At 65.2% G+C, this 21,944-nt stretch carries 26 protein-coding genes; 12 read left to right on the forward strand and 14 right to left on the reverse strand.

Annotation, left to right across the window (positions count from 1 at the left end):
• Nucleotides 1–54: 54 nt before the first annotated feature.
• Nucleotides 55–2,331 (reverse strand): alpha-amylase family glycosyl hydrolase, encoded by a 2,277-nt coding sequence (locus Q0R23_RS09055; RefSeq protein ID WP_293912266.1) that lies wholly within the window; start codon nt 2,329–2,331, stop codon nt 55–57.
• A gap of 396 nt (nt 2,332–2,727) precedes the next feature.
• On the opposite strand from Q0R23_RS09055, the gene Q0R23_RS09060 reads away from it, so the two are divergent.
• A complete protein-coding gene (locus Q0R23_RS09060; RefSeq protein WP_293912268.1) occupies nt 2,728–5,526 on the forward strand; it encodes a pitrilysin family protein in 2,799 nt (932 codons plus the stop codon).
• Nucleotides 5,527–6,242: 716 nt separating this feature from the next.
• Here the strand turns inward: Q0R23_RS09060 and Q0R23_RS09065 are convergent.
• The 3 genes from Q0R23_RS09065 to Q0R23_RS09075 form a co-directional block, all read right to left on the reverse strand.
• The gene (locus Q0R23_RS09065) at nt 6,243–6,836 is read right to left on the reverse strand and encodes an SCO family protein (protein WP_293912269.1); all 594 of its coding nucleotides are present in this window, start codon (nt 6,834–6,836) and stop codon (nt 6,243–6,245) included.
• Nucleotides 6,837–6,878: 42 nt separating this feature from the next.
• Complete coding sequence (locus Q0R23_RS09070) at nt 6,879–7,316, reverse strand: hypothetical protein (protein ID WP_293912271.1); 438 nt, start codon at nt 7,314–7,316, stop codon at nt 6,879–6,881.
• A gap of 90 nt (nt 7,317–7,406) precedes the next feature.
• Nucleotides 7,407–7,877: an Lrp/AsnC family transcriptional regulator gene (locus Q0R23_RS09075; protein ID WP_293912273.1), complete on the reverse strand. Its 471-nt coding sequence runs from the start codon at nt 7,875–7,877 to the stop codon at nt 7,407–7,409.
• 142 nt (nt 7,878–8,019) lie between these two features.
• Between Q0R23_RS09075 and ald the strand changes: the two genes are divergently transcribed.
• Nucleotides 8,020–9,129, forward strand: coding sequence for an alanine dehydrogenase (gene ald / locus Q0R23_RS09080; RefSeq protein ID WP_293912276.1), 1,110 nt, complete (start codon nt 8,020–8,022; stop codon nt 9,127–9,129).
• Between the two features lie 164 nt (nt 9,130–9,293).
• Here the strand turns inward: ald and Q0R23_RS09085 are convergent, their stop codons facing one another.
• Nucleotides 9,294–9,689 carry a carboxymuconolactone decarboxylase family protein gene (locus Q0R23_RS09085; protein ID WP_293912279.1) on the reverse strand — a complete coding sequence of 132 codons (396 nt, stop codon included), beginning with the start codon at nt 9,687–9,689 and terminating at the stop codon, nt 9,294–9,296.
• Between the two features lie 21 nt (nt 9,690–9,710).
• Here Q0R23_RS09085 and Q0R23_RS09090 point away from each other — a divergent pair, with 21 nt between their 5' ends.
• From Q0R23_RS09090 to fni, 3 genes are read left to right on the forward strand one after another with little or no spacing between them, the layout of a single operon-like run.
• Complete coding sequence (locus Q0R23_RS09090) at nt 9,711–9,839, forward strand: hypothetical protein (protein ID WP_293912282.1); 129 nt, start codon at nt 9,711–9,713, stop codon at nt 9,837–9,839.
• Nucleotides 9,833–9,985 (forward strand): hypothetical protein, encoded by a 153-nt coding sequence (locus Q0R23_RS09095; RefSeq protein ID WP_293912284.1) that lies wholly within the window; start codon nt 9,833–9,835, stop codon nt 9,983–9,985. Before Q0R23_RS09090 ends, Q0R23_RS09095 begins: the two co-directional genes overlap by 7 nt.
• A 1-nt stretch (nt 9,986) precedes the next feature.
• Nucleotides 9,987–11,015, forward strand: a complete 1,029-nt coding sequence (fni, locus tag Q0R23_RS09100; RefSeq protein WP_293912285.1) for a type 2 isopentenyl-diphosphate Delta-isomerase — start codon at nt 9,987–9,989, stop codon at nt 11,013–11,015.
• Here fni and Q0R23_RS09105 read toward each other — a convergent pair.
• The gene (locus Q0R23_RS09105; RefSeq protein ID WP_293912287.1) at nt 10,999–12,357 is read right to left on the reverse strand and encodes a phosphotransferase; all 1,359 of its coding nucleotides are present in this window, start codon (nt 12,355–12,357) and stop codon (nt 10,999–11,001) included. The genes fni and Q0R23_RS09105 overlap by 17 nt on opposite strands.
• Before the next feature lie 58 nt (nt 12,358–12,415).
• Entirely contained in the window at nt 12,416–12,835 is a 420-nt protein-coding gene (locus tag Q0R23_RS09110; RefSeq protein ID WP_293912289.1) for an SRPBCC family protein, read from the reverse strand.
• A 29-nt stretch (nt 12,836–12,864) separates the two neighbouring features.
• Between Q0R23_RS09110 and Q0R23_RS09115 the strand changes: the two genes are divergently transcribed.
• The gene (locus tag Q0R23_RS09115; RefSeq protein WP_293912291.1) at nt 12,865–13,311 is read left to right on the forward strand and encodes a VOC family protein; all 447 of its coding nucleotides are present in this window, start codon (nt 12,865–12,867) and stop codon (nt 13,309–13,311) included.
• Nucleotides 13,312–13,314: 3 nt separating this feature from the next.
• On the opposite strand, the gene Q0R23_RS09120 is transcribed toward Q0R23_RS09115, so the two are convergent.
• Nucleotides 13,315–14,406, reverse strand: a complete 1,092-nt coding sequence (locus tag Q0R23_RS09120) for a crosslink repair DNA glycosylase YcaQ family protein (RefSeq protein WP_293912294.1) — start codon at nt 14,404–14,406, stop codon at nt 13,315–13,317.
• Nucleotides 14,407–14,573: 167 nt separating this feature from the next.
• Here Q0R23_RS09120 and Q0R23_RS09125 point away from each other — a divergent pair, with 167 nt between their 5' ends.
• Nucleotides 14,574–15,317 (forward strand): hypothetical protein, encoded by a 744-nt coding sequence (locus Q0R23_RS09125; protein WP_293912295.1) that lies wholly within the window; start codon nt 14,574–14,576, stop codon nt 15,315–15,317.
• 4 nt (nt 15,318–15,321) lie between these two features.
• On the opposite strand, the gene Q0R23_RS09130 is transcribed toward Q0R23_RS09125, so the two are convergent.
• The 4 genes from Q0R23_RS09130 to Q0R23_RS09145 form a co-directional block, all read right to left on the reverse strand.
• A complete protein-coding gene (locus Q0R23_RS09130; protein ID WP_293912296.1) occupies nt 15,322–15,681 on the reverse strand; it encodes a tRNA-binding protein in 360 nt (119 codons plus the stop codon).
• A gap of 18 nt (nt 15,682–15,699) precedes the next feature.
• Nucleotides 15,700–16,941, reverse strand: a complete 1,242-nt coding sequence (locus Q0R23_RS09135; protein WP_293912299.1) for a hypothetical protein — start codon at nt 16,939–16,941, stop codon at nt 15,700–15,702.
• A 129-nt stretch (nt 16,942–17,070) separates the two neighbouring features.
• Nucleotides 17,071–17,685, reverse strand: a complete 615-nt coding sequence (locus Q0R23_RS09140; RefSeq protein WP_293912301.1) for a TetR family transcriptional regulator — start codon at nt 17,683–17,685, stop codon at nt 17,071–17,073.
• Nucleotides 17,686–17,759: 74 nt separating this feature from the next.
• On the reverse strand, nt 17,760–18,053 hold the full coding sequence (locus Q0R23_RS09145) for a hypothetical protein (RefSeq protein WP_293912304.1): 294 nt from the start codon (nt 18,051–18,053) through the stop codon (nt 17,760–17,762).
• Nucleotides 18,054–18,134: 81 nt separating this feature from the next.
• Here Q0R23_RS09145 and Q0R23_RS09150 point away from each other — a divergent pair, with 81 nt between their 5' ends.
• Together Q0R23_RS09150 and Q0R23_RS09155 are read left to right on the forward strand one after the other, a co-directional pair.
• The gene (locus tag Q0R23_RS09150) at nt 18,135–18,380 is read left to right on the forward strand and encodes an AbrB/MazE/SpoVT family DNA-binding domain-containing protein (protein ID WP_293912307.1); all 246 of its coding nucleotides are present in this window, start codon (nt 18,135–18,137) and stop codon (nt 18,378–18,380) included.
• Complete coding sequence (locus tag Q0R23_RS09155) at nt 18,377–18,793, forward strand: PIN domain-containing protein (RefSeq protein ID WP_293912310.1); 417 nt, start codon at nt 18,377–18,379, stop codon at nt 18,791–18,793. The genes Q0R23_RS09150 and Q0R23_RS09155 overlap by 4 nt, the downstream gene beginning before the upstream one ends.
• Before the next feature lie 58 nt (nt 18,794–18,851).
• Here the strand turns inward: Q0R23_RS09155 and typA are convergent, their stop codons facing one another.
• Nucleotides 18,852–20,633, reverse strand: coding sequence for a translational GTPase TypA (typA, locus tag Q0R23_RS09160; RefSeq protein WP_293912313.1), 1,782 nt, complete (start codon nt 20,631–20,633; stop codon nt 18,852–18,854).
• Between the two features lie 200 nt (nt 20,634–20,833).
• Between typA and Q0R23_RS09165 the strand changes: the two genes are divergently transcribed.
• The 3 genes from Q0R23_RS09165 to Q0R23_RS18505 are packed head-to-tail and all read left to right on the forward strand — an operon-like array spanning nt 20,834 to nt 21,443.
• Entirely contained in the window at nt 20,834–21,133 is a 300-nt protein-coding gene (locus Q0R23_RS09165; RefSeq protein WP_293912314.1) for a nucleotidyltransferase domain-containing protein, read from the forward strand.
• The gene (locus Q0R23_RS09170) at nt 21,123–21,290 is read left to right on the forward strand and encodes a hypothetical protein (RefSeq protein WP_293912315.1); all 168 of its coding nucleotides are present in this window, start codon (nt 21,123–21,125) and stop codon (nt 21,288–21,290) included. Before Q0R23_RS09165 ends, Q0R23_RS09170 begins: the two co-directional genes overlap by 11 nt.
• A gap of 36 nt (nt 21,291–21,326) precedes the next feature.
• A complete protein-coding gene (locus tag Q0R23_RS18505) occupies nt 21,327–21,443 on the forward strand; it encodes a HepT-like ribonuclease domain-containing protein (protein ID WP_366520410.1) in 117 nt (38 codons plus the stop codon).
• A 42-nt stretch (nt 21,444–21,485) separates the two neighbouring features.
• On the opposite strand, the gene Q0R23_RS09175 is transcribed toward Q0R23_RS18505, so the two are convergent.
• Nucleotides 21,486–21,944, reverse strand: a 459-nt coding sequence (locus Q0R23_RS09175; RefSeq protein WP_293912318.1) for a helix-turn-helix transcriptional regulator, incomplete at its 5' end; no start/stop codon positions are given.

The following is a 21,944-nucleotide window of genomic DNA, read 5'->3' on the forward strand; positions in this document are numbered from 1 at the left end:
CCCTGTCTTGCCCCACTTCCCACTTCCCAAATCTGTTCCCACAAGCCACGCGCCTCATTCAACCAGCCAGTACGCCCCATACGGCTCCAGCGCCACTTCCGGCGTGTTCAGATTCCAATGGTGGCCGCTCAGGGCGTCGCGGGGGTGGCCGCCGACGAACTGGCTCAGGAGGCCCGCACTCAGCGGCTGGAACTCCTCGCTGAAATTGTACAGGCCGAGCATGTTGCCCTCCGGGTGGGCGCGGCGCAGCAGCAGCACGTGGTCGTTCGGGCTGGGCACCACCTGCGCCTCGATGCTGGCGTGCAGATGCGGCAGGCCCTTGCGAACCTGAATCAGCTTCTGGACCGCGCCGTACATCCGGCCTACCAGGGTCAGCGGGTCGCGGCGGCGCTCGGCGGTGGCCCAGTCCATCACCGGGCGGTGAACCCAGCGGTTGTCGGGGGCGTGTTCGGGCACGCGCACGTAGCCGTAGTCGTTGAGCATGGCCAGCTCATCGCCCATGTACAGCAGCGGCAGGCCGCCGTAGCCGAGCACCACGGCGTGCAGCAGCCGCAAGCGCCCCAGGCTCAAATCGACCTCCTCGGCGCTGCGGGCCGCCTCCAAGCCCGCCAGGCTGGCCGCCGAGCCGCTGATGCGCCGGTCCCCGGTGTGCGGATTGGCCTGGAAGACCAGCCCACGCGCAAACGAACTCTCCAGCTCACCCTCAATCGGCTGATTGCTGTAAAAATCGCTCAGGAAGGCGCGGTGGCCCCAGCCGACGGTTCCGGCCAGGCCCGCGTCGTGGTCGGAAATAGCCCAGCCGATGTCGTCGTGGCAGCGCAGGTACATCGACCAGGTGGTGTTACTCGGTTTGGGCGGAAAGGCGCTCAGGGCCTGCTCGAATAGCCTCGTGCTGCGGCTGGCCAGGCTGCTCCAGAGCTGCACCATCAGCGAGTTGTGGTAGGCCGTGTCGGACACCTTGCCGTGGTGACCTCGCACACCCAGGTACGAGATCAGGTCTGTAGGCGCCACGATGGCCTCGGCCTTGAAGGCCACCGCCGGGGCCACGATGCGGGCGCAGGCTCTCAGGGCGCGGGTGAGGTCGTGGACCTCCGGCTGGTTTTGCGAGTCGCTGCCCAGCCGTTTCCAGATAAAGGCGATGGCGTCCAGGCGCAGGATGTCCACGCCCTGATTGGCCAGGAACAGCACCGTCTCCACGAATTCCAGAAACACTTCGGGGTTGGCCCAGTTCAGGTCCCACTGGTAGCTGTTGAAGGTCGTCCAGACCCAGCTCGCCGCCTCGTCGTTCCAGGTGAAGTTGCCGGGCGCGAATTCGGGGAAGACCTCCGGCAAGGTGCGCTCGTAGGCGTCGGGCAGGGCGCGGTCCGGAAACAGCCGGAAGTAGTCACGGTAACGCGCTTCACCGGCCCGTGCCCGCACCGCCCAGTCGTGTTCCTGGGCCACATGGTTGAGCACCAGATCGAGTTCCAGGCTGATGCCGCGCCCGTGCAGCTCACCTGCCAGCGCCTTCAGGTCGTCCATCGTGCCCAGGTCGCCTCTCACGGCGCGGTAGTTCTGAACCGCGTAGCCGCCGTCGTTCTCGCCCGGTCTGGGCTCCAGCAGCGGCATCAGGTGCAGGGCGCTCACGCCCAGTTCTTCGAGGTACGGCACCTTCTCGGCCACGCCCTTGAGCGTTCCGGCGAAGCGGTCCACGTAGGCCACGTAGCCGATCATCTCCGGCGCCTGGAGCCAGTCGGGGCGCAGCAGCCGGGCTTCGTCCAGGCGGCGCAGCTCGGCGGGGCGCTCGGCCAGGTTGCGCCGCAGCGCCGCCTCCAGCCGGGGCCACAGCGCGGCCACCTGGTCCTGGCCGTAGACGGTCTGCAAACTGCCTTCCAGATCGGCGCGGTAACGCTCCAGCCGCAGCGCGAGGGTCTGCTCGGCTTCCGGTGAGAGCTGGTCTGGGCTGGGCTGGGCTATGCTGATCTTATCTGGGCTGACCTTCTCTGGGCTGGACGCAGGCTTGCGGGTGGTGGGCTTGCGAGTCGGCTTGGCAGTCGCCGTGCTGGCGTCGGCTGTACCGGCCTTGGCTGCCTCGGTATCAGCCCCGTCTGAACCAGTGTTGACCGCTGTTTTGCGGGGCTTTTTCTCGGCGGCGGGCTTGCCTGTTTTCGGCTGGGCTGCCTTCGCCTCACCGGTCCTCGCGGTGGCCTGCTTCGGCGTGCTCGACTTTGGCGCTCCTGTGACGGCTGCCTTGCTCGGCAGCTTGGGTCTGGACAGCTTGAGCGGCGCGGCGTCTGGCGCAGGTGTCTGGCCTTCGGGTAACTCGGCGTCCTGGGGGGGCTGCTTGGTCATGCTCCCAGCATAAGCCGCCGCGTGGGAGCCTTTCCAACAGTCGCTTAAACTGATACCAAATTGTGTTGAGTCGAAGACGAGGGCCGACCAACGGGAGTAGCAAAGAATACCGTCTGGCGGCGATGGAAACCTATCCGGTGCTTTTTGCGGATAGGTTGGAATCAGAGCAAGATGGTATGGCTGTGCGCCGCGCTCAGAGGCAGCTTCCGAGCTGGGGAGCGGCGGCGGTTCTTCGACTACATTTATGCTTCACTCACGGGCGCTAGTCTGGACACCAGCACAATCCCTCACCTGTCGTTGCCCGGAGAACGCGCATACCTTCTTGCCCAGTACCCTGGCTTACTCAGTACCCTGGCTTACTCAGTAGCCTGGTCCCGCTTTATTTCCGGAGGTCTAATGAAGAACTATCCCATCGGGAACTACCTGACGGCGCCCATCCTGACGGCGCCCATCCTGACGGCCACCGCCCTGCTGAGCGTGGCCCTGCTCTCTCCCGGCGCCCAGGCCGCCCCCACCGCCCTGACCCAGACCGAGTTCAGCCTGACCAGAGACGTGAGGCGCACGGTGCTGCCCAACGGCCTGACCGTGCTGACCAAGGAGGTGCGCGGCGCCCCGGTGGTGGCGGTGCAGGTCGCTTACAAGATCGGCTCGCGCAACGAGGCGGCGGGCGTCAACGGCATCGCCCACCAGCTCGAACACCTGTTGTTCAAAGGCACCACCAACCGCCCGGTGCAGTTTGGCCGCCTGCTGGGCGCACTGGGCGCCGATTTCAACGCCTTTACCTACTACGACCAGACCGATTACCACGAGGTCGTGGAGCGCGAGAAGGCGGGCGCGGCGCTCGAACTCGAAGCCGACCGGATGGCCAACTCCATTATCGACCCGGCAGCGCTGGAGAGCGAGCGCAACGTGGTCCTCTCCGAGATTCAGAGCAACGAGAACGACCCGGCCAACCGGCTGGAGCGCACCGTGCAGGCCGCCGCCTTCCCCGGCTCGCCCTACGGCCTGACGGTGGGCGGCACCGCCAAGGACATCAAGGCGTTCACCGCCGATCAGGTCAAGGCGTACTACAAAAAGTACTACTCGCCCGAATACGCCACCGTGGTGGTGGTGGGCGACTTCAACACCGCCGAGATCATGGCCAAGATCAAGGACACCTTCGGCAAGCTGGGCAAGCCCGGCACCAGGCCGGTGGGCACCAGTGTGCCGCTGGTGGTGGGCGGCAGCGAGACGACCCTGGGCAAACCGGCGCTCAAGGCCCCCCTCATCCTCAAGGAGGCGGGCGCCACACCGCTCATCAGCGCCGTGTACCCGCTGCCCGACGTCAGCAGCCCTGACGCTCCGGCCCTGAAGGTGCTCGATTTCGTGTTGCTGTCGGGGCGCACCAGCAAGCTGTATCAGGCCCTGTTCGAGACTGGCCTGGCGGCGGACGGCGGCACCGCGCCCTACCAATTCGCACGCGGCGGCTGGTACGCCATCAACTTCACGCCGACGCCCGATACCGATGTGGCCAAACTCGACGCCGCGCTGCTGAAGGTCATGGCCGACGTGCGCAGTAACCCGGTCAGCGCCGAGGAGATCGCGCGGGCCAAGACCAGCATCGGCACCTCCACGCTGCTGAGCACCCGCTCGCTGGACGCCCAGGCCACCAACCTGGCCACCGACGCGACCACCGCTGGTGACTACCAGTACACCGACAAGTTTCTGGCGGCGCTGCAAAAAGTCACCCCTGCCGACGTGCAGCGGGTGGCGAACAAGTACCTGCAAGACAGCTCGCGTAGCGTGGGCTACTTCGAGCCGACCAAAGTGGTGGCAGGCAGTGGCGGCGGCGCGTCGGCGGGCGGCGCCACCCAGGAGGGCTTCAACGCCGGGCCACCGGTGGACCCCGCCGAGGTCGCCCGGTATCTGCCCAAATTCCAGCCGTCGGGCCAGACCAAGGTGACGCTGCCGGAGCAGATCAAGCTGCCCAACGGCATGACCGCCCTGCTGCTGCGCGACACCTCGACCCCCACCGTGACCCTCAGCGCCACCGTCAAGGCCGGGCGTGAGTTCGACGTGGATGCCAAGGCCGGGCTGGTCGATCTGGTGGCCGCCAATTTGCTGTCGGGCACCGAGACCCGCGACGAGCTGACCCTGGCCAAGCTGCTCGACGACGTGGGCGCCTCGCTCTCGCCCAGCGCCAACCGCTTCGGGGTGAACTTCAGCGGCGCCAGCCGGGACAAGGACCTGCCCACTCTGATCGAGGCCCTGTCGGACGTGCTGCAAAACGCTAATTTCCCGGCGGACCAGTTCGGCAAGGCCCAGACCCGCGCCGTGCAGGGTGCGCGCAAAGCCAATGACGATCCGGGCAGCGTGGCCGTCAAGACCTTCCGCAAGACCCTGTATCCGGCGGGCAATCCCTGGCAGGTCTTCAGCACGCCCCAGACCATCGCCTCGCTGACCCAGCAAGACGCCGTGAATTTCTACGCGGCCCACTACCGCCCTGACGCCACCGTGCTGACGCTGGTGGGCAACTTCGACCCGGTTCAGGTCAAGGCCTTGCTGACCCAGAAATTCAGCGGCTGGAAGGCCACGGGGGCGGCGCCGACCATCACCTATCCGACCATCGGCAAGCCCAACGGCGTCGTGAAGGCGCAGGTCGATCTGCCGGACAAAACCCAGGCGGTGACCTACCTGGGCTACCAGAGCATCGCCCGCAGCGACCCGCGCTACTACACCTCGCTGGTGCTCAACGACGTGCTGGGCGGCAGTACCCTGGGCAGCCGCCTGGGCACGCAACTCCGTGACAAGGAAGGCCTGACCTACGGCGTTAGCAGCGGGTTCTCGGCGCTGCGTCAGCCTGGACCCTTCTTCATCAATATGCAGACCGCGCCTGCCAACACGGCCAAGGCCATCGGCAGCGCCCTGGCCGTGCTGAAAGACGTGCGCGACAACGGCCTGAGCGCCACCGAGGTCGGCACCGCCAAGAACGGCCTGCTGAGCAGCTACACGGTGAGCTTGTCCGACCCCGCCGCGCTGGCGGGCACCTTCACCAGCCTGATCGCCGACGGCCTGCCGCTGAGCGAGCTGAGCGACTACCAGGCCAGGATCAACGCCGTGACCCCCGAAGCCGTGAACGCCGCCGCCAGGGAACTCCTCGACCCGGCCAACATCGTGCAGGTGACCGCCGGGCCGGTGATCGCCGGGCCGAAGTAAGCCAGTACTGGAGCAGATGTCATAAAAAGACCTTTTTTATGACCGAGCGGAGCGAGTAGTGTTGACTGAGCAAGGCGCAGAATGGAGGCGCGGGGAGGCTGTTTTCCCCGTGGCGTCATTCGGAGTACTGCTCTGGAATGAAGAGGGCCGCCCTGGGAAGCTGGGGCGGCCCTTGTCGGTAAGCGAGAGGAGAAGCTACGCTCAAAATATTCGTATCGACGATACTGGTACTCCCGGTGGTCTTCGCAGCCGTGATCCCTGTGGACCGGGTTTGATGATGCCAGGAGAACCGGGGAAATAGCGCCGGAGCGGAGCGTCCGGGTCGTCTCCCCTTCAGCATCGAAACAACCACCAGGTCCATTGACCGTCCAGCTCTACTTCAAAAACACTGCAACGTCAAAGATTGTTGTGGCGGTAATTAAGTATCTCCTTGTAAGGCTTTAGCTTTACCGAGCGGAGCGAGCAAGGACATCCTTAAACCGAGCGGAACGAACCGGGTGTGGGAAACGTACATGCCCCGTTCAGGTAGTGTCATGTTTGAAACTTCGTTTCTTAAAGATGGTCTTCCAAACAGTGAAAGGGTTGGCCCGATCAACCTGACCAGTATGGGCCGGGTATTCTCCTTCAAAGTCAATCGGGAGAAAAGCGGAATCTACACTTATGAATCTACACTTATGAATTGACACTTACGAGGTAGACCAAAAGCGATGTGGCGTTCAGTACGTCTTCATCATCCCCGGCAAATCCGCGCCCAGGTCCCCGTTTCTCAGCGAGTCGCCGTTGTAGACACGGCGAAAGCGGCCCTGGCGGTCCAGCACGGCCACCTGTTCGCCGTGCAAAATAGTGCCGTCGGCAGCCCTGGTGCTCAGCACATAAAAGGCGTCGGCAGCGGCTTTGGCCTTCTCAGGCGTGCCGGTAAAGCCCCGGAAGTCGGCACTGAAGTTGTTCAGGTACGCTCGCAGCACGGCGGGCTGGTCATGCTGCGGGTCCACGCTGACGAGCTGCACCAGCACGGCTTTTCGCTGTTCGGCGCTGAGGCCGTTGTACGTTTTGGCGAGCAGCCCCAGCGTCAGCGGGCAGACGTCCGGGCAGCGCGTGAAGCCGAAGAACACCAGCCGGACCTGCGCGGCGGGGCCGCCGACGTTGACCGCCTGGCCGTCGTCGCGGGTCAGCGGCAGGGCGCCCACCAGCTTGGCCGGATCGAGCGAGGTGCCGTGCAGCACAGCGCTGGCCTGGGCCTCGTTGCGGTAGATCAGCAGGCCGCCCAGGACGGCGGCGACAGTGAGCAGGGCAGCGGTGAACCACTTCATGCCGGTACTGTAGGCGCCTGTCAGGGGCGACTTGTCCCGGCCTCAGCCTGCCGTTTCCGGGTAGCGGGTGACCACCAGCCCGATGCCCAGGCGGCCCATCAGGTTCAGCAGTTCCGGCGGAAAGTAGTTGGTCTGCTGCTCCACGGGCCGGTCCTCGATGCCGAAGTCGAGCAAAATCGCCTCGATACCGGGGCAGCCCGCAAGCTGTGAGAGCGCGGGTTCGTGGCGTCTTAGAAAACAGGCGGCGTCGGTGGCCTGCTTGACCGGGTCGCGGAACGAGGCCGCGCTGGCTACCACCGCAAAACCCGACTGGCCGTATTTCTTCTCGGCGACCTCGTGCTCGATCAGCATCTGCTCCGGCGCGGCGCGGGCACCCAGCCGGTCTCCCCGGCGCCAGACTTTCAGCGGTGACAGGCGGCTACAACGCAAAAAAGCGTCCACCTCGAATTCGGCTCCAACGGCCCTGAGTACACATGACACGCCTCGTAGTGTAGACCTCTGCCGGGGCCGGTGCATGACAAGTTCAGGGGGTACTCATCCGGCGTTGGGGGGTGGGGTTGTTCAGAGCCCTCAGTCCAGCGGCAGGCTGGTGGTGCTCTTCTCCTGCTTGACGATGATGGTCGAGTTGGTGTTGCGCACGCCGGGAATGGCCGCCAGCACATCGACCAGGAAGCGCTGGTAGGCGTCGAGGTCGGGCACGCAGACCTTGAGCAGAAAGTCGCTCTCGCCCAGACACAGGTAACATTCCAGCACCTCCGGGCGGCGGCTCATGTGCTCGGCGAAGGTCTGGAAGCCGGGCTTGGTCTGTTTGTCCAGGCTGACGTTGACGAACACCGTCAGGTCGCGGCCCACCTTTTTGGGGTCGAGCAGCGCCACGTAGCGCCGGATCACGCCCTCCTCTTCCAGACGGCGGACCCGGCGCAGGGTGGGCGCCGGAGTCAGGCCCACCTCGTCGGCGAGTTCGGTGTTGGCGATGCGCCCGTCGAGTTGCAGGATGCTCAGAATCTTGCGGTCTACTGCGTCGAGTTCGGCCTGAGACATTTTTAGAGTATAAACCCTGCCCGCACGCATTTGTATTGCGCCGCACGGCTGTTTTGGGCCACGCCCGGCAATCCTGAGTCCTGATTTTGGACTAGCATGGAGGGTACGACCCCGAACAACTCTCAAGCACCCAAGGAGCACTATGCGAATCGGACTCCCCAAGGAAATCAAGGTCAAGGAAAACCGCGTGGCCCTCACGCCCGGCGGCGTCGCCACGCTGATCCGGCGCGGCCACAGCGTCATGGTCGAGGCGGGCGCGGGGGTTGGCAGCGGCGTCCGCGACGAGGAATACAGGGCGGCAGGCGCCGAGCTGGGCAGCGCCCATGATGCCTGGGCCGCCGAGATGGTCGTGAAGGTCAAGGAGCCCACCGCTAGCGAGTACGCTCACCTGCGCCCCGATCTGCTGCTGTTCACCTACCTTCACCTGGCCGCCGATCCGGCGCTGACCACCGCCTTGCTCGATTCTGGCACCACCAGCGTCGCCTACGAAACGGTCCAGAGTGCCGACGGCAGTTTGCCGCTGCTGATGCCCATGAGCGAGGTCGCCGGACGACTCAGCGTCCAGGCGGGCGCCTACCACCTCCAGAAGCCGCAGGGTGGGCGCGGCGTGCTGCTGGGCGGCGTGCCGGGGGTGCAGGCCGGGCATGTGGTGATTATCGGCGGCGGTGTCGTGGGCACCAACGCGGCCAAGATGGCGATGGGTCTGGGCGCCAGGGTCACCATTCTGGACGTCTCGCACCGCCGACTGACCTACCTCGATGACGTCTTTTTCGGCAAGCTGACCACCATGATGAGCAGCGAGGCCAACATCCGCAGCCTGCTGCCCGAAACGGACCTGCTGATCGGCGGCGTGCTGATTCCCGGCGCCCGCGCCCCGCATCTGGTGACCCGCGACATGCTGAGTCTGATGCAGGAAGGCAGCGTCATCGTGGACGTGGCGGTGGATCAGGGCGGCTGCGTGGAGACCATCCACCCCACCACCCACGACGATCCCGTGTATACCGAAGGCGGCGTGCTGCACTACGGCGTGGCCAACATGCCCGGCGCCGTGCCGCGCACCAGCACCTTCGCGCTGACCAACCAGACCCTGCCGTATGCCCTGAACCTCGCCGATCACGGCCTGGACGCCCTGCGCCGCGACGAGGCCCTCCGGCGGGGCCTGAGCACCAAAGGCGGCAAGCTGACCTTCAGGGGCGTCTCCGAGGCGCTGGAGCTGCCCTACACCGCGCCGGAAGTGGCGTTGAGCGCGTAAGGTTCTGGACGAAGTGAGGCGCGGCCTGAGCAGGTGGCCGCGCCCTTTTTTGGGCACCGGTTTTGAGTATCGAGTGAGATGGGATGGGTGGATCACCCCCTGCTCCTTCGCGGCAGACGTGCTTTCGATCCTGCCGAGGCGTCTGCTGTCCCGACCTCCGCATCTCAACCCTCCTTTTCCCCTTCCCCCACCAGCCCGCGCAACTGCTCGAAGGCGGCGACCACCCTCGGAAAGCCCAGGTACGGAATCATGAACAGCAGCGTCTCGCGCAGCTCGGTCTCAGAGGCTCCGGCCCGCAGGGCGCCGCGCAGGTGGGTTTTGAGTTCGCTGCCCGCGCCGAGGCTGGCCAGCAGGGCGCAGGCCAGCAGTTCCTTGGTCTTGAGGTCCAGGCCGGGCCGCTGGTACACCGTGTCGTAGGCGAAGTCGCGGATGTAGATTGCCAGATCGGGATCGAGGCGCTCCAGGCGCTGCTGGATACGGTCATGCTGCTCGCCGAAGATCAGGCGGCGGGCCGAGTCTGGTGCCGGGTCTGGTGCCGGGTCTGGGGGAGGGTCGCTCATGGCGCGAGTATAGACAGGCGCGTGACGGTGTTGATCCAGCCTCCATTTCATTCTCCGCTGGCGCGGCACAATGCAGGCATGACCCGTCCATCCACTCCGAAGGGTATCCGGCTGCCGACCACCGCCGTGCTGAATCTGGCGCTGTGCTGAATTTAGCGAAACTGGCGGCGACCCGGCTGGGGGCGCTGAGCAAAGACCCAGCCGTGCGCTCGGAGGCGATCAATGTCGCCCAGTCGCTCAAGAAACTGTCGCTCCAGAAACTGATGCAGGCCATCAGGGCGTCGGGACAGCGCTAGCGTGACGGCCCGGCCAGCAGCGGTGCCCGGCGCCGATATCCAGACGCGCAAACTGCGGCACATCGAAGCCTGCCTGCTGCCGGAGAGTCAGTACCAGACGGTGAGCACCGGCCTCGAAGCGGTGCCCTGGCCGTACCGCGCCCTGCCGGAGCTGAATCTGGCAGACGTGGAGCTGTCCACCACCTTTCTGGGCAAGCCCCTGAGCGCTCCCGTGCTGATCGGCGCCATGACCGGCGGCGCCGAGAAGTCGGCCCTCATTAACCGCAACCTGGCCATTGCCGCGCAGCACCTGGGCCTGGGCCTGATGCTCGGCAGCCAGCGCGTGATGCTGGAGCGCCCCGAAGCCGTGTCCAGCTTTCAGGTGCGTGAATACGCGCCCGATATTCTGCTGATCGGCAACCTGGGCGCCGCGCAGCTCCTGAAGGGTTACGGCGCCGCCGAGATCGAGCGGGCGGCTGAGCTGGTGGACGCCGACGCGCTGGCGATCCATCTCAACCCCTTGCAGGAGGCCGTGCAGACCGGCGGTGATACCAACTGGGCTGGACTGGCGCAGCGGCTGCGCGAGGTCGCCGCCCAGACAAAATTGCCGCTGCTGCTCAAGGAAGTCGGGCACGGGCTGGGCGCCGGGGTGGCCCGCCAGGTCGCGGGCGCCGGATTCGCTGCGCTGGACGTGGCCGGGGCGGGCGGCACCAGTTGGGCGCGGGTCGAGCAACTCTCGGAGCTGGGCGAGGTCCGCAGCCCCGACCTGTGCGAACTGGGCATTCCGACCGCCCAGGCTGTGCGCGAGGTGCGCGGCGCGTTGCCCCAGATGCCGCTGATCGCCTCCGGGGGCATCCGAAGCGGGCTGGACGCGGCCCGTGCGCTGAGCCTGGGCGCCGACGTGGTGGCGGTGGCCCGGCCCCTGCTGGAGCACGCGCTGGAGAGCCCCGAAGCGGTGGAAGCCTGGCTGGCGAACTTCATTCAGGAATTGCGGGTGGCGCTGTTCGTCGGCGGATACAGGAACTTGGCAGCCCTCAAACCGTCATCCTGAGCAGCGCCTGGACGTGGTACAGATGGGCGTCGCCCTGCTCGGAATCGTCTTCGACGTGCGGCTGGATGCCCAGGATCAGACCGAGTGCCCGGTAGACCTCACCCGCCAGAACGGCGTCACAGAGCAGGGCACGTAGCTCCTCCGGCGGTAGCACCCCCGCCCAGGCGTCCAGATACGCTTCGGCAGCGGCCTCGGCGTGGGCTTCGGGCACCAGATAGCGCGGATTGGCGTCCAGAAACGGGTGCGTGATTGACGAATCCGACCAGTCGATCAGGGTGAAGGCGCCGTCCCTGACCACCACATTGCCTTCGTGCAGATCGCCGTGCCCCAGCGTCCGGGGAACCGGGGAGGCCGCCAGCCGGGTCAGCGCTGCTTCCAGCGCGGGCCGCAGTAGCACGAAGCGTTGCGTCTCAGCCGAACTCAACCCGCCCGGCTGGCCTTCCAGCAATCTCTCCGGCTCGAACAGCGTGGGTAGCCGCTCCAGCAGGTATTCCGGGCCGTGATCGGGCAGGCCAAGTTCAGTCAGCTCCGGCAGCCGCATTTCGGTGGCCCGCTGAACCCGCGCCAGGTGCCGCAGCAGCGCCCGGCTGTCCTCCAGGGTCCAGCGCTCCGGGTGAGCCGCCGGGCCGTTCCAGCCGGTCGCCTCGACTTCGATAGGCTCTCCGGCGTCTTCGAGCAGCAGGGCGCCGAGTGCGCTGTCAGAGGCCAGGACGAAGGGCGCCCCTCCCGGCAGCTCCCGGCTCAGCCAGGCGGTGACGGGCAGCTCACGCCCGAAGAATTCCGGCACCGCCTTGAGGTACAGCGGCCCGGCAGCGGTGGGCACGCGGGCCAGGAAGCTGATCTGGCTGTGCTTGACGACCTCGATGTCGGCGGTGCGGGGGCGCTCCTGGGCGGCCAGTTCGGCGTCCAGCCAGGCCAGCAGACGGCGTTGCCCACCGGGCCGCTGCCACAGCGGGCGCGCGGCAGGAATGGGTGCCAGGGCTGCCAGCGCCCAGATTCGCTGTTCAGGCGGTAGGTCGGCGGGCACGGTCCATTCGGCTTTGTCCGGCTCATGACCGACAAGGCCCAGCGTCCAGATCACCCGGCGTAGCGACAGGCCGCTGGCGTGCAACGCCACATCGTTGAGTTTTTCGCTGTGCACTCGGCGCAGCAGTTCGAGTTGGGTGCCCAGCAGTCTGGAGAAGTCTGCCGCGACGCCCTGGCCGAAATAGACGCTATGGAGTACATCCAGCGCGGGCAGTTCGCCGCCGAGGCTGAGCAGGCGCCGACCATCCGGATGCGCGACGACGGCCAGAACGGTGCTGCGGACAGTGCTGGCCGGAAGCGTGAGAGAGCAGGACATCCCGCCAGTCTAGAAGCCGGGCCGTGCCCACCACATCGGCCAGGTGGCGGAGGAGCGCTCAGCCCGGCAGCGACTCCGCGTGCGTTTTGAAGTTCTCCAAGATGGCCTGCCAGCCCTGGCGCTGCATCTCGGCAGGATTCTGGTCCTCGGCCTCGAAGGCTTGGGTGAGGCGGGTTTGCCCGTCTGGCAGGCGCCCGAAGTCCACCTGAACCCGCCTGCCGTCGCCCAGCTCGGAGACCAGGCGCTCATGCAAGGAAACCTCACGGTACACGCCGCCGAAATCGAAGGCGAAACTGCCGTCTCTGGCGGCCATCCGGTATGAAAAGCTGCCGCCCGCACGCAGGTCACTACTCGCCGACGGGCATTCCCAGTCAGGTGAGGCGAAGTTCCACCGCGTGATGTGTTGCGGCTGCGTCCAGGCGGTCCAGACGCGCTCCAGCGGGGCATTGACGGTCACGGCGACGGTGATGGTGGTCATGGGTGTTTTCCTCCCTTCGAGTGTGATTGATGCTACTATTTTTGCATGGCCCGCACCAGCACTTACCTGAATTTTACCCGCCACACAGAGGACGCTTTTACTTCTACGGCTCGGTCTTCGGCACCACACCGACGGGCTTGATGCGCTTCGGCATGGTGCCCGCCCAGGACGGCGCCCCGCCGATGTCGGAGGCTGACCGTCATCTGCTCGTTCACATCGAGCTGGAAATTCTGGGCGGCCATGTGCTGATGGGCACCGACGCCCCGGAGTCGATGGGGTTCAAGCTCAACTTCGGCAACAACGCTCACCTCAATCTGGAACCCGACACCCTGGAAGACGCCCGGCGCCTGTTCGCCGCTCTCAGCGACGGCGGTGAGGTGAATATGCCGCTCTCACCGATGTTCTGGGGCGGCGTCTTCGGCTCGCTGACGGACAAATTTGGCGTGGGATGGATGATCAACTGCGCGGCGTCCTGATTCTCAGATAACCAGTCCCAGAAACCTCCGGTAGCGCTCCAGCTCGGCCTTCAGCCCCTTCTCGAAGGCGGCGGTGCGCCGCAGGCCAGGGATCAGCCCGATGTCAGACACCAATTCACCGCCCTTGACGCTCAGGTTGGCCCAGCCCACCGCCTTGTCCGCCAGAAACAGCGGCAGCGCGTAGTAGCCCATGACCCGTCTGGCGGGCGGGGTGTACGCCTCGAAGCGGTAAGTCCAGCCGTGCAGGTGTTCAAAGCGGCGCCGGTCCCAGATCAGCGGGTCGAAGGGGCCGACGATTCGCACGCCGGAAGCTGACGTGGCGGCTGACATACTGTCCAGCTCGGTGCCTTCAGGCCACAGGTAGCTCAGGCCGTCCACTTTCGCCGACGTCAAGGCCCCGTCGTTTACCGCCGCCTTCAGTTCGGCGCGCAACTCGGCCAGCAGACCGGGCATCCCGTAGTGCGACAGTCCCACCAGCAGCCGCAACCCCGGCTCGGAGGCGGGGGCGTACAGCCGCGCCAGGACCATCACCAGCGCCCGCAGCCGCTCAGCCTGGGTCAGCACATTGGCGGGCACAGTTGCCGGGCCAAAGACCTTGATGCCCGCCTCGCGCCGCACGACCCGGAGGTGACCGGCGTGGTGCAGCGCCTCCAGGGCGCGGGTGGTGGCGTTGGAGCCGCCGCCCCAGTTGTTGGCCACCCGCGTGCGCCCGAAGACCTCGCCCGCCATGCGCGGATGCAGCTCACCGGTGTGCTGCGTATGCGCCAGCACCCGCTCCATCAGGCCCGGCGCGTCGTGCTCGATGCGGGCGGCGCGGGGAGCGCGGGGGTGGAGCAGCCCCCGGACCGGGCGCGACACGAAGCCGTAATTGGGGAAGTAGTCCTCTTCCACCTCCAGCTCGGCGTAGCGGGCCTCCAGCTCTCCGGCGCGGTAGCCGGGCACCCTCTGCATCAGCGTCAGGTCCTGGGCGCGGGCCGGAGCGCGGATCGGGTCGGCCTGGAGAAAGCCCATCTGATTGAGCGCGGTTTGAAGGTCCGGTTGTGGCGCCAGCGTCCGGTAAGCGGCGGCGCGGAGGGTGGCGAGGGTCGGGGCCATACGAAGAGTCTAGCGGCTGGATTTCGGTTTGAACAGAATGAAGCGGGCGGTGTGGTGCTTCGCCTTTGTGGTGGGGCTGCGCCCGGAGACTGCCAGTGTGATGTGGCCGTGCTGCGCTCCAGCAGCTTTTGACGCACATTTAACGCCCCCTTTCGTACTCTCCGTCCATGACCAGATCGCTGTTCGTCCGGCTGCTGCTCCCCGTTCTCCTGCTCACGGCTTCGGCCAGTTCCGGCGCCCTGGCCCAGACGCTGATTCTCAACGGCAAGGTGTCCACTGAAAAAGTCTTGACGGTGGGCGGCAAGGTCTACGTGCCGCTGAGCGCCCTGCCCAGCCTGGGCGTTCAGGTCAGCAGCGGCGGCGGCGTGCTCAGCCTGACCGGGGGCAAGGCGGCGGTGGCGGCCACGGCGCCCAGCAGCGGCACAGGCGGCGCCAACCAGAAGGCCAGCGTGACCGGCTGCCTGAACGAGTGGCTGTTCAACGGCGTCTGGCGGCTGCGGGCCACCAAGGTCGAGCCGGTCACCGACCCGCCGGGCAGCTACAACTACGGTGACGGCTGGGCGGTCACGATTGAAGCCAGGAACGGCGTTACCCAGACCATCACGCTCGATGATGTCGGCGTCGTCTACAACGGCGCGGTCAATCTCACCTTCGCCGACGGCGACAGTTGGGGCAAGAGCGTGCGTGACGGCTGGCAGGACAAGACCTACACCAAGTTGCCGCAGGGCGCGGGCTTTCTCTACACCTTCAAGCTGTATCCCGACGCCAAGCTGGAGAGGGCCGAGGTGCTCGCCAGGCCCCCCCAGAAGCTGCTGATCGAAAACCTGAAAAAGATCACCGACCGCTACAAGGGTGTGGCCTTCACTGTGCCCGACCCCAGCTTCCGGGTGGATTTGACCTGCAAGAAGTGACAGCTCAGAACAGTTTGCTGCCCAACTTGCCTTCCAACGCGGGCGTCAGAAACGTCGCCTCGCCGCTCTCGGCCCCTTTGAACTGAACGCCGATGACCAGCACCTCGCTCAGCACGTCGCCGATCAGGCGCGGTGTGAGGTTCAGCACGCCCATCACCTGTTTGCCGATCAGGTCTTCTGGCGGGTGACAGGTGAAGCGCCCCACGCTCGTTCGCGTGCCGTACGGGCCGAAGTCGATGGTCAGGCGGTAAGCGGGTTTCGGGGCAGACGGTTCCAGCTCTGCCTTCAGCACCCGCCCCAGCCGGATATCGAGCAAGCCGAGGGTGGCATCAAAACTGACGGTGGGTTTGAGTGGCGTGGGCATGGGCAAAGGGTAGCAAGCTCAGTCGGCGGGTGGGAAGAACTGCTGGCGGACATCATGTTCAGCAGGCAGCAGGGGCGCTGCCGCGCTCGCCGGACCACGCGACAGAAATTCGAGGATGGCCCGGTTCATCAGCCGGGCCATCCGGCGGTTGTCCACACGGCCCAGCAGCGGTGAAAAGCGCCTGAGAATGGGGATGAAGTTCAGGTCCGTGAAATTCATGTGGGCCGTGCCCGCGATCTCGATGGCGTGGTTGCCGTGACGCCCCTGCCTCAGCGGCGCGTCGAAGGTGCCGTGCAGCCCCAGATCCTGGCGCTGCTGGATATTTTGCGTGCTCAGGAGCGCCAGCACCGGCACCTTCAGCTCTGAGCTGCTGCCGCCCTCGCCGCCGAGTGCTTCGAGCCAGGGGCCGTCGAGGTCGATGACCCGCTGGACGCCGGGGAGCGGATCGCGGGCGATATCCAGCGCGGTTACGCCGCCGAACGAGTGCCCCATGACGCTGACCCGGCTGGTATCTGCGGCGCTCAAAATGCTGTCGCTCTCATCCTGCGAAAGCCTGGTCTGTGCGAGCCTGGTGATGACCAGCCGGGTGTCGTAAAACCAGCGCTGGCGCAGTGGCCCCAGCAGCGAATAGGGCAGGCCACGGGTCAGGGCCTGGGTGGCAGCCAGGTGGGCTTCAGGCGTACCGGCCCGGCGCTGAGCAGCCAGGTGTGTGGCCAGCCCGGCTGCGAAGGCTGGTGCCTTCTGCGAAACTCTGAGCTGCTGGTAGACCTCATCCTGGCCGTCGAATTCGGCGATCTGGCCCTGGGCATCCTGGGCGATCAGCGAGTCGCCGGGATGTGCCAGTGAGAGCACCATATAACCGTAGCTGGCGAGTTCCTGGGTGGTGGAGGCGTTCTGCTTGCTGAAGCTGCCGTAGCCGTGATTGAAGATCACCACCGGATGTCGGCCACCGAGCACCGGCGCGTCCTGAAAGGCGAACGAGGGCGTCTCGCGGTTGAGGTTCGCCGGAATGCCCTGATATTTTGCCAGCGCCACCCTGAGCGCCGCCTCGTTGTAGGGCGCGGCCCGGCAACCTTCCGTGCTGGACGCCGGATACCAGATGTCGAGCGTGACGGTGCGTGTCCGGTCACTGATGGTCGTGCTCGCAAATCCGACCGCGTGCGGCCCGCTGGGTTTCGGAATGGCGATGGTCGCCGTGGACAGCAGGTACACCACCCCCAAGCCGAGGGCGACCAGCGCAGCCGCCACCCAGATTAACACGTTTCACCGCTTGGACGGGTAGAACCGGTCATCCAAAAAAAGTCGATTTGTGGTGCTGTGGTCATGTCAATACTCCTTTGATACGTACTTGTCTGTATGTTTGTGATTCAAAAAAAGATGGGTCTGACTTCAAGGCAGCGGCTTCAACCCGGCGATCAGAACATCGGCCAGGGCGTGGGCACTGGCTACCAGATCAAACGTGTGCGAACCTGAACTCCAGAGCTGGAACAGGCCGATCTGAAGCGCCATGAAGCTGCGGCTCAGCTCTTCGGGTGCGAGGTCGCGCCGCACCGCCCCCTGTGCCCTGGCCTCCTCGAAGGCGCCGGTCAGTAGCCGGAGAGTGGCCGCTCGCTCGGCACTCAGCAGCGTGTGGGCGGTGTCCAGCTCCGGCCCGTACTCCAGCCGGAACATCACCAGTTCGGCGGTGGCCCGGTAGGTCGGGTCGCTGCTCAGCAGTTCGAGCTGGCGCACGAAGACCCGGCGGATGATCTCCAGAAAGTCTCCGCCCTCGGCGATGGCCTGCGCCGCAATCATGCCCGGCTGCTGGGCGGCCTGAGCGATCAGGGTGGTGTACAGCTCCGATTTGCCCGAAAAGTGGTGATAGAGCGCGCCGCGTGTAACTTGAGCCGCCTGGGCGATTTCCGCGAGGGTACTGGCGGCGTACCCCCGACGACTGAAAATTGACAGGGCCGCCATGAGCAGCGCTTCACGGGTCAGCGCGGCGTCTTCCTGGGTCCGTTTCATATACAGATACAATCATACATGTATGTATCTGTCAAGATGCATCTGATGGAACTGCTGGCCGCTGCCTTCGTTGGTCAGGTTTTGTTGTCGCCTGTCGCGTTGCCAAACGCTGTCGGCGCCGCAGTGGCGCAGGGCTCCCGGTCCGTCTCGTGAGCCACCGGGCAGCCAACTACAGAGCAGTCGCCCCAGTCCATGAAGTCGTAATACTGCTGCATGGCGTTCACGTAACTGGCGGCCCGGACGGTCCAGATGCGTGTGGCGCTGGGGCCGAGCGAGGCCCGCGCCGCTTCGCCTGCGGGTCCGGCCAGGCAGAGGGTGTATTCGGTGTGGGTGCCGAAGTCTTCGCGCCACAGTTCATGTTCACGCATGATGACCTGTAGGGTAGCAGCCGGTGAAGGCGGACACCATTGGATACCAAGCGCAGCGTGCCAAGCGTGCTATCCTTGGCCATGACCACTCCAATTCGCGGCACGCTCAGCAGCAAGGGCCAGGTCACCATTCCGGCCAGACTCCTGCGGGAGCTGAGGCTCAAACCTGGGGATAAAGTCACCTTCGAGGTCGAGGGCGCGGGGCTCAGAGTGCTGCCCAGCCGTCCCGACATCCTGTCGACCATCGACCAGTTCGCCTACCATGACCCGACCATGCCGGACGCTGTGGCTCACGTTCGTCGTGAACGCGGCTGGGACGAGGAGTGACGCTGATCTCGCTCGACACCAACATCATCTTTTCTACGCTCAATCTTGGTGACGCCAACCACGCCGTTGCCCGCGCACTAGTGGGCCAGATGGGTGCGACTGAACTTATGATTCTTTCGCCGCCTGTGTTCACCGAGTTGTGTGCCAGCAAAACCTGGCTGCAAATCGAGGGCTGGCTCAACCTGAGCGGGATTGAGGTGATCTGGGAAATGCCCCCTGCCGTCTGGGAGCGGGCCGGGCAGACGTTCCGCGCTTACGCCGATCAGCGCCGCAACCGGGTATTGCCGCGCCGCATCGCCGCCGATTTCCTGATCGCCGCCCACGCCGAGCATCACGGCGCCAGCCTGTTGACCTTCGACGACACGGTATATCAGGCCGTGTTTCCAGATGTGAAGCGTATCCCTCTGCCCTGAAAATAAAAAAACCCGCCCCCGGTCAATGACGACTGGGGGCGGGTTCATTCCGACTGGTTTACTTGCGCATATTGGGTTCGAGAATCTTCTTGCGCAGCCGGATGCTCTTGGGCGTGATTTCCACCAGTTCGTCGTCGCCGATGTACTCCAGGGCGTCTTCGAGGGTCAGCTTCTTGATGGGCGTCAGGCTCAGGGCGTCGTCGGCGCCGCTGCTTCTGACGTTGGTGAGCTTCTTGTTCTTGGTGACGTTGACGTCCATGTCTTTCTCACGGGCGTTCTCACCCACGATCATACCGATGTAGACCTCGGTGGCAGGCATGATGAAAAAGCTTCCACGGTCCTGCAATTTCCAGATCGAGTAGGCGAAGGCGCTTCCGGCCTCCATCGCCACCAGCGAGCCGTTCTGGCGGGTCTTGAGTTCCCCGGCCCAGGGCGCGTAGCCGTCGAAGATGTGGCTCATGATGCCCTCGCCCTGGGTCATGCTCAGAAACTGGGTACGGAAGCCGAACAGCGCGCGGGAAGGCACCTTGAACTCGACGCGCACGCGACTTCCCTGCGGCTCCATGTTGACCAGTTGGCCTTTGCGGCTGGTAATCGCGCCGATGACGGTGCTCGAAAAGTTCTCCGGCACGTCCACGACCAGGTGCTCGATGGGCTCGGACTTCTCGCCGTCGATATCGCGGGTGATGACCTGCGGGGCGCCGACCTGAAGCTCGTAGCCCTCGCGGCGCATGGTTTCGAGCAGAATCGACAGGTGCAGCTCGCCGCGTCCGGAGACCACGAACTCGTCGGGGCGCAGCTCTTCGACCTTGAGCGACACGTTGGTCATGACTTCTTTTTTCAGGCGGTCATTCAGGTGGCGCGAGGTGACGTACTTGCCTTCCTTGCCCGCAAACGGACCGTTGTTCGGCTGAAAGGTCATGCTGACCGTCGGCTCGTCCACGGTGATGATGGGCAGGGCTTCGGGGTCGGCCAGGTCAGCGACGGTCTCACCGATCTGGGCGTCTTCCAGGCCAGACAGCGCCACGATGTCACCCGCGCCCACCACGTCGGCCTCGATGCGGTTCAGGCCGAAGTGGGTAAACGGCTGGACGATCTTGCACTTGGTCATGGTGCCGTCTTTGTGCATGAGCTGGACGTACTCGCCCTTCTTGACCTGGCCGCGCTGGACCCGGCCCAGCACGATGCGGCCCAGATACTCGGAGTAGTCGAGGTTGGTGACCAGCATCTGAAACGGCGCATTCAGGTCCACACCGGGCGCCGGAATCTCGGCCAGCACCATCTCGAAGAGTTCGTGCATGTCTTCTTGGGGGTCTTCCAGGTTCTTGTAAGCCTTGCCCTCACGCGCCACGGCGTAGAGGATCGGGAAATCGAGCTGCTCGTCGCTGGCGCCGAGTTCGGCCATCAAATCGAAGGTCAGGTTCACGACCTCGGTGATGCGGGCGTCATGGCGGTCGATCTTGTTGATGACCACGATGATCTTGAGGTCCAGCTCGATGGCCTTCCTGAGCACGAAGCGGGTCTGCGGCATGGGGCCTTCCGCCGCGTCCACCAGCACCAGGGCGCCGTCCACCATGCCCAGGACGCGCTCGACCTCGCCACCGAAATCGGCGTGGCCGGGGGTGTCCACGATGTTGATCTTGACGCCCTTGTACTCGACGGCGGTGTTCTTGGCGAGAATGGTGATGCCGCGCTCTTTTTCGAGGTCGTTGCTGTCCATCGCCCGCTCGGCGATCTCTTCACCGTGCTTGAGAATCAAAGTCTGCTTCAGGAGGCCGTCTACCAGGGTGGTTTTGCCGTGATCGACGTGCGCGATAATCGCGATGTTGCGGTATTCCATGTGCCTTCTCCTTGAGTGGGGGCCACCACTCCGCCCACTGGTTACAGCTTCGGGGAGAGGGGCCACGCAAACGCCCGCCCGTATACAGCCATGCCGGGGGCGGGCATCCAAACGTAGACTCTATCAGATTGTGAGCGGGCGTGGTCAGTGCGGTGTCACGGTTGGGGAGACGGGTCGGTGGCGGATAATGACCCGTGCGTGTGGCGATACCAGAACCTCAACTCCTGCGCCTGCGTTCCCTGGCTGCCGCGCACCGGGTCTTGCGCCTGGAGCTGTTCGGCAGCGCTGCCCGTGGAGCCGCCGCGCCGCGTGACTACGATTTCCTGGTGACGTTTGCGCCGATGTCGCCGCTGGAACATGGCCGCACCTATTTTGAATTGGCCGAGGCGCTCGAAGCCGAACTGGCCGCGCCGGTCGATCTGCTTGAAGACGAAAGCATCGTCAATCCGTACTTGCGGCGAGCCATCGCGGGGGACCGGGTGCTGATCTATGACCGCTGAGCGCCGGGTCCAGGTGTGGCTCAGCGGCGTCTTGACAGCGATTGCGCTCGTAAACGACTTCAAAGCCGGACTGACGTTTAAAACATACGAGGCCAGCGCGCTTCACCGTTCGGCCATAGAGCGCCAGGTCGGCATCATTGGCGAGGCGGTCAATTAGATTCGTCTGGCGGAACCGAACCCTCCGATCAGTGAGATCAACCGCCTGAACCGTTTCCGAAACCGGATCATTCACGAATACAGCCACGTTGCGCCCGCTGTTGTCTGGCTGATGGTCACCGAGGCGCTACCCCGGCTGGAACAGGAAGCCTAGGTCTGGCTGGCGCAGTTCGACGCCGCGCAATCCTGAATCTCGCTACGCCGCTTTCCTGACCAGATGGACCGACAACTCCGCGCCCAGCGCCGCCGCGACTCGCCTCAGCACCTCCAGCGAATGGCCCCAGTAAAACGGACTCAGCATTCGGCTGACCGCCGAGCGACTGCTGCGGATGCGCCGCGCCAGTTCGGCCTGTGAAATGTTCGCCGCCGCCAGTGCCCGCTCGATTTCCGAGCTGACCGGATTCATCGGCGCAGGCTCCAGAAATAGCACTTCGTAGTGTTCGGGAAGGGCTCCCAGGACGCCGGGGTCGAGCTGGTCCAGGCGGGTGATCGTCGCCGGACCCGACTTGGTACTGGCTTCAGTGCTCTCTAGCGCGAAGGCGATGCTCTCGGCGGTTAGGCGCAGCAGATCATCTCTGTTCTTGCCGGTCACGATGCAGTGGAGTTCGGGGACAAGAGCGCCCCAATTCCGTTCTCCGGGCGTGATGATGCTGAG

The sequence above is a fragment of the Deinococcus sp. genome (assembly GCF_025362455.1).
In the GTDB taxonomy this organism is placed as follows: domain Bacteria; phylum Deinococcota; class Deinococci; order Deinococcales; family Deinococcaceae; genus Deinococcus.

What these genes read in the sequence shown, in the direction of transcription:
- Q0R23_RS09125 (WP_293912295.1), top strand. Translation starts at nt 14,574, where the DNA reads ATGACCAGATCGCTGTTCGTCCGGCTGCTGCTCCCCGTTCTCCTGCTC.
- Q0R23_RS09060 (WP_293912268.1), top strand. Translation starts at nt 2,728, where the DNA reads ATGAAGAACTATCCCATCGGGAACTACCTGACGGCGCCCATCCTGACG.
- Q0R23_RS09145 (WP_293912304.1), bottom strand. Translation starts at nt 18,053, where the DNA reads ATGCGTGAACATGAACTGTGGCGCGAAGACTTCGGCACCCACACCGAA.
- Q0R23_RS09075 (WP_293912273.1), bottom strand. Translation starts at nt 7,877, where the DNA reads ATGTCTCAGGCCGAACTCGACGCAGTAGACCGCAAGATTCTGAGCATC.
- Q0R23_RS09115 (WP_293912291.1), top strand. Translation starts at nt 12,865, where the DNA reads ATGCTACTATTTTTGCATGGCCCGCACCAGCACTTACCTGAATTTTAC.
- Q0R23_RS09085 (WP_293912279.1), bottom strand. Translation starts at nt 9,689, where the DNA reads ATGAGCGACCCTCCCCCAGACCCGGCACCAGACCCGGCACCAGACTCG.
- Q0R23_RS09140 (WP_293912301.1), bottom strand. Translation starts at nt 17,685, where the DNA reads ATGAAACGGACCCAGGAAGACGCCGCGCTGACCCGTGAAGCGCTGCTC.
- Q0R23_RS09055 (WP_293912266.1), bottom strand. Translation starts at nt 2,331, where the DNA reads ATGACCAAGCAGCCCCCCCAGGACGCCGAGTTACCCGAAGGCCAGACA.
- Q0R23_RS09120 (WP_293912294.1), bottom strand. Translation starts at nt 14,406, where the DNA reads ATGGCCCCGACCCTCGCCACCCTCCGCGCCGCCGCTTACCGGACGCTG.
- Q0R23_RS09130 (WP_293912296.1), bottom strand. Translation starts at nt 15,681, where the DNA reads ATGCCCACGCCACTCAAACCCACCGTCAGTTTTGATGCCACCCTCGGC.
- Q0R23_RS09065 (WP_293912269.1), bottom strand. Translation starts at nt 6,836, where the DNA reads ATGAAGTGGTTCACCGCTGCCCTGCTCACTGTCGCCGCCGTCCTGGGC.
- Q0R23_RS09170 (WP_293912315.1), top strand. Translation starts at nt 21,123, where the DNA reads ATGACCGCTGAGCGCCGGGTCCAGGTGTGGCTCAGCGGCGTCTTGACA.
- Q0R23_RS09150 (WP_293912307.1), top strand. Translation starts at nt 18,135, where the DNA reads ATGACCACTCCAATTCGCGGCACGCTCAGCAGCAAGGGCCAGGTCACC.
- Q0R23_RS09110 (WP_293912289.1), bottom strand. Translation starts at nt 12,835, where the DNA reads ATGACCACCATCACCGTCGCCGTGACCGTCAATGCCCCGCTGGAGCGC.
- typA (WP_293912313.1), bottom strand. Translation starts at nt 20,633, where the DNA reads ATGGAATACCGCAACATCGCGATTATCGCGCACGTCGATCACGGCAAA.
- Q0R23_RS09105 (WP_293912287.1), bottom strand. Translation starts at nt 12,357, where the DNA reads ATGTCCTGCTCTCTCACGCTTCCGGCCAGCACTGTCCGCAGCACCGTT.
- ald (WP_293912276.1), top strand. Translation starts at nt 8,020, where the DNA reads ATGCGAATCGGACTCCCCAAGGAAATCAAGGTCAAGGAAAACCGCGTG.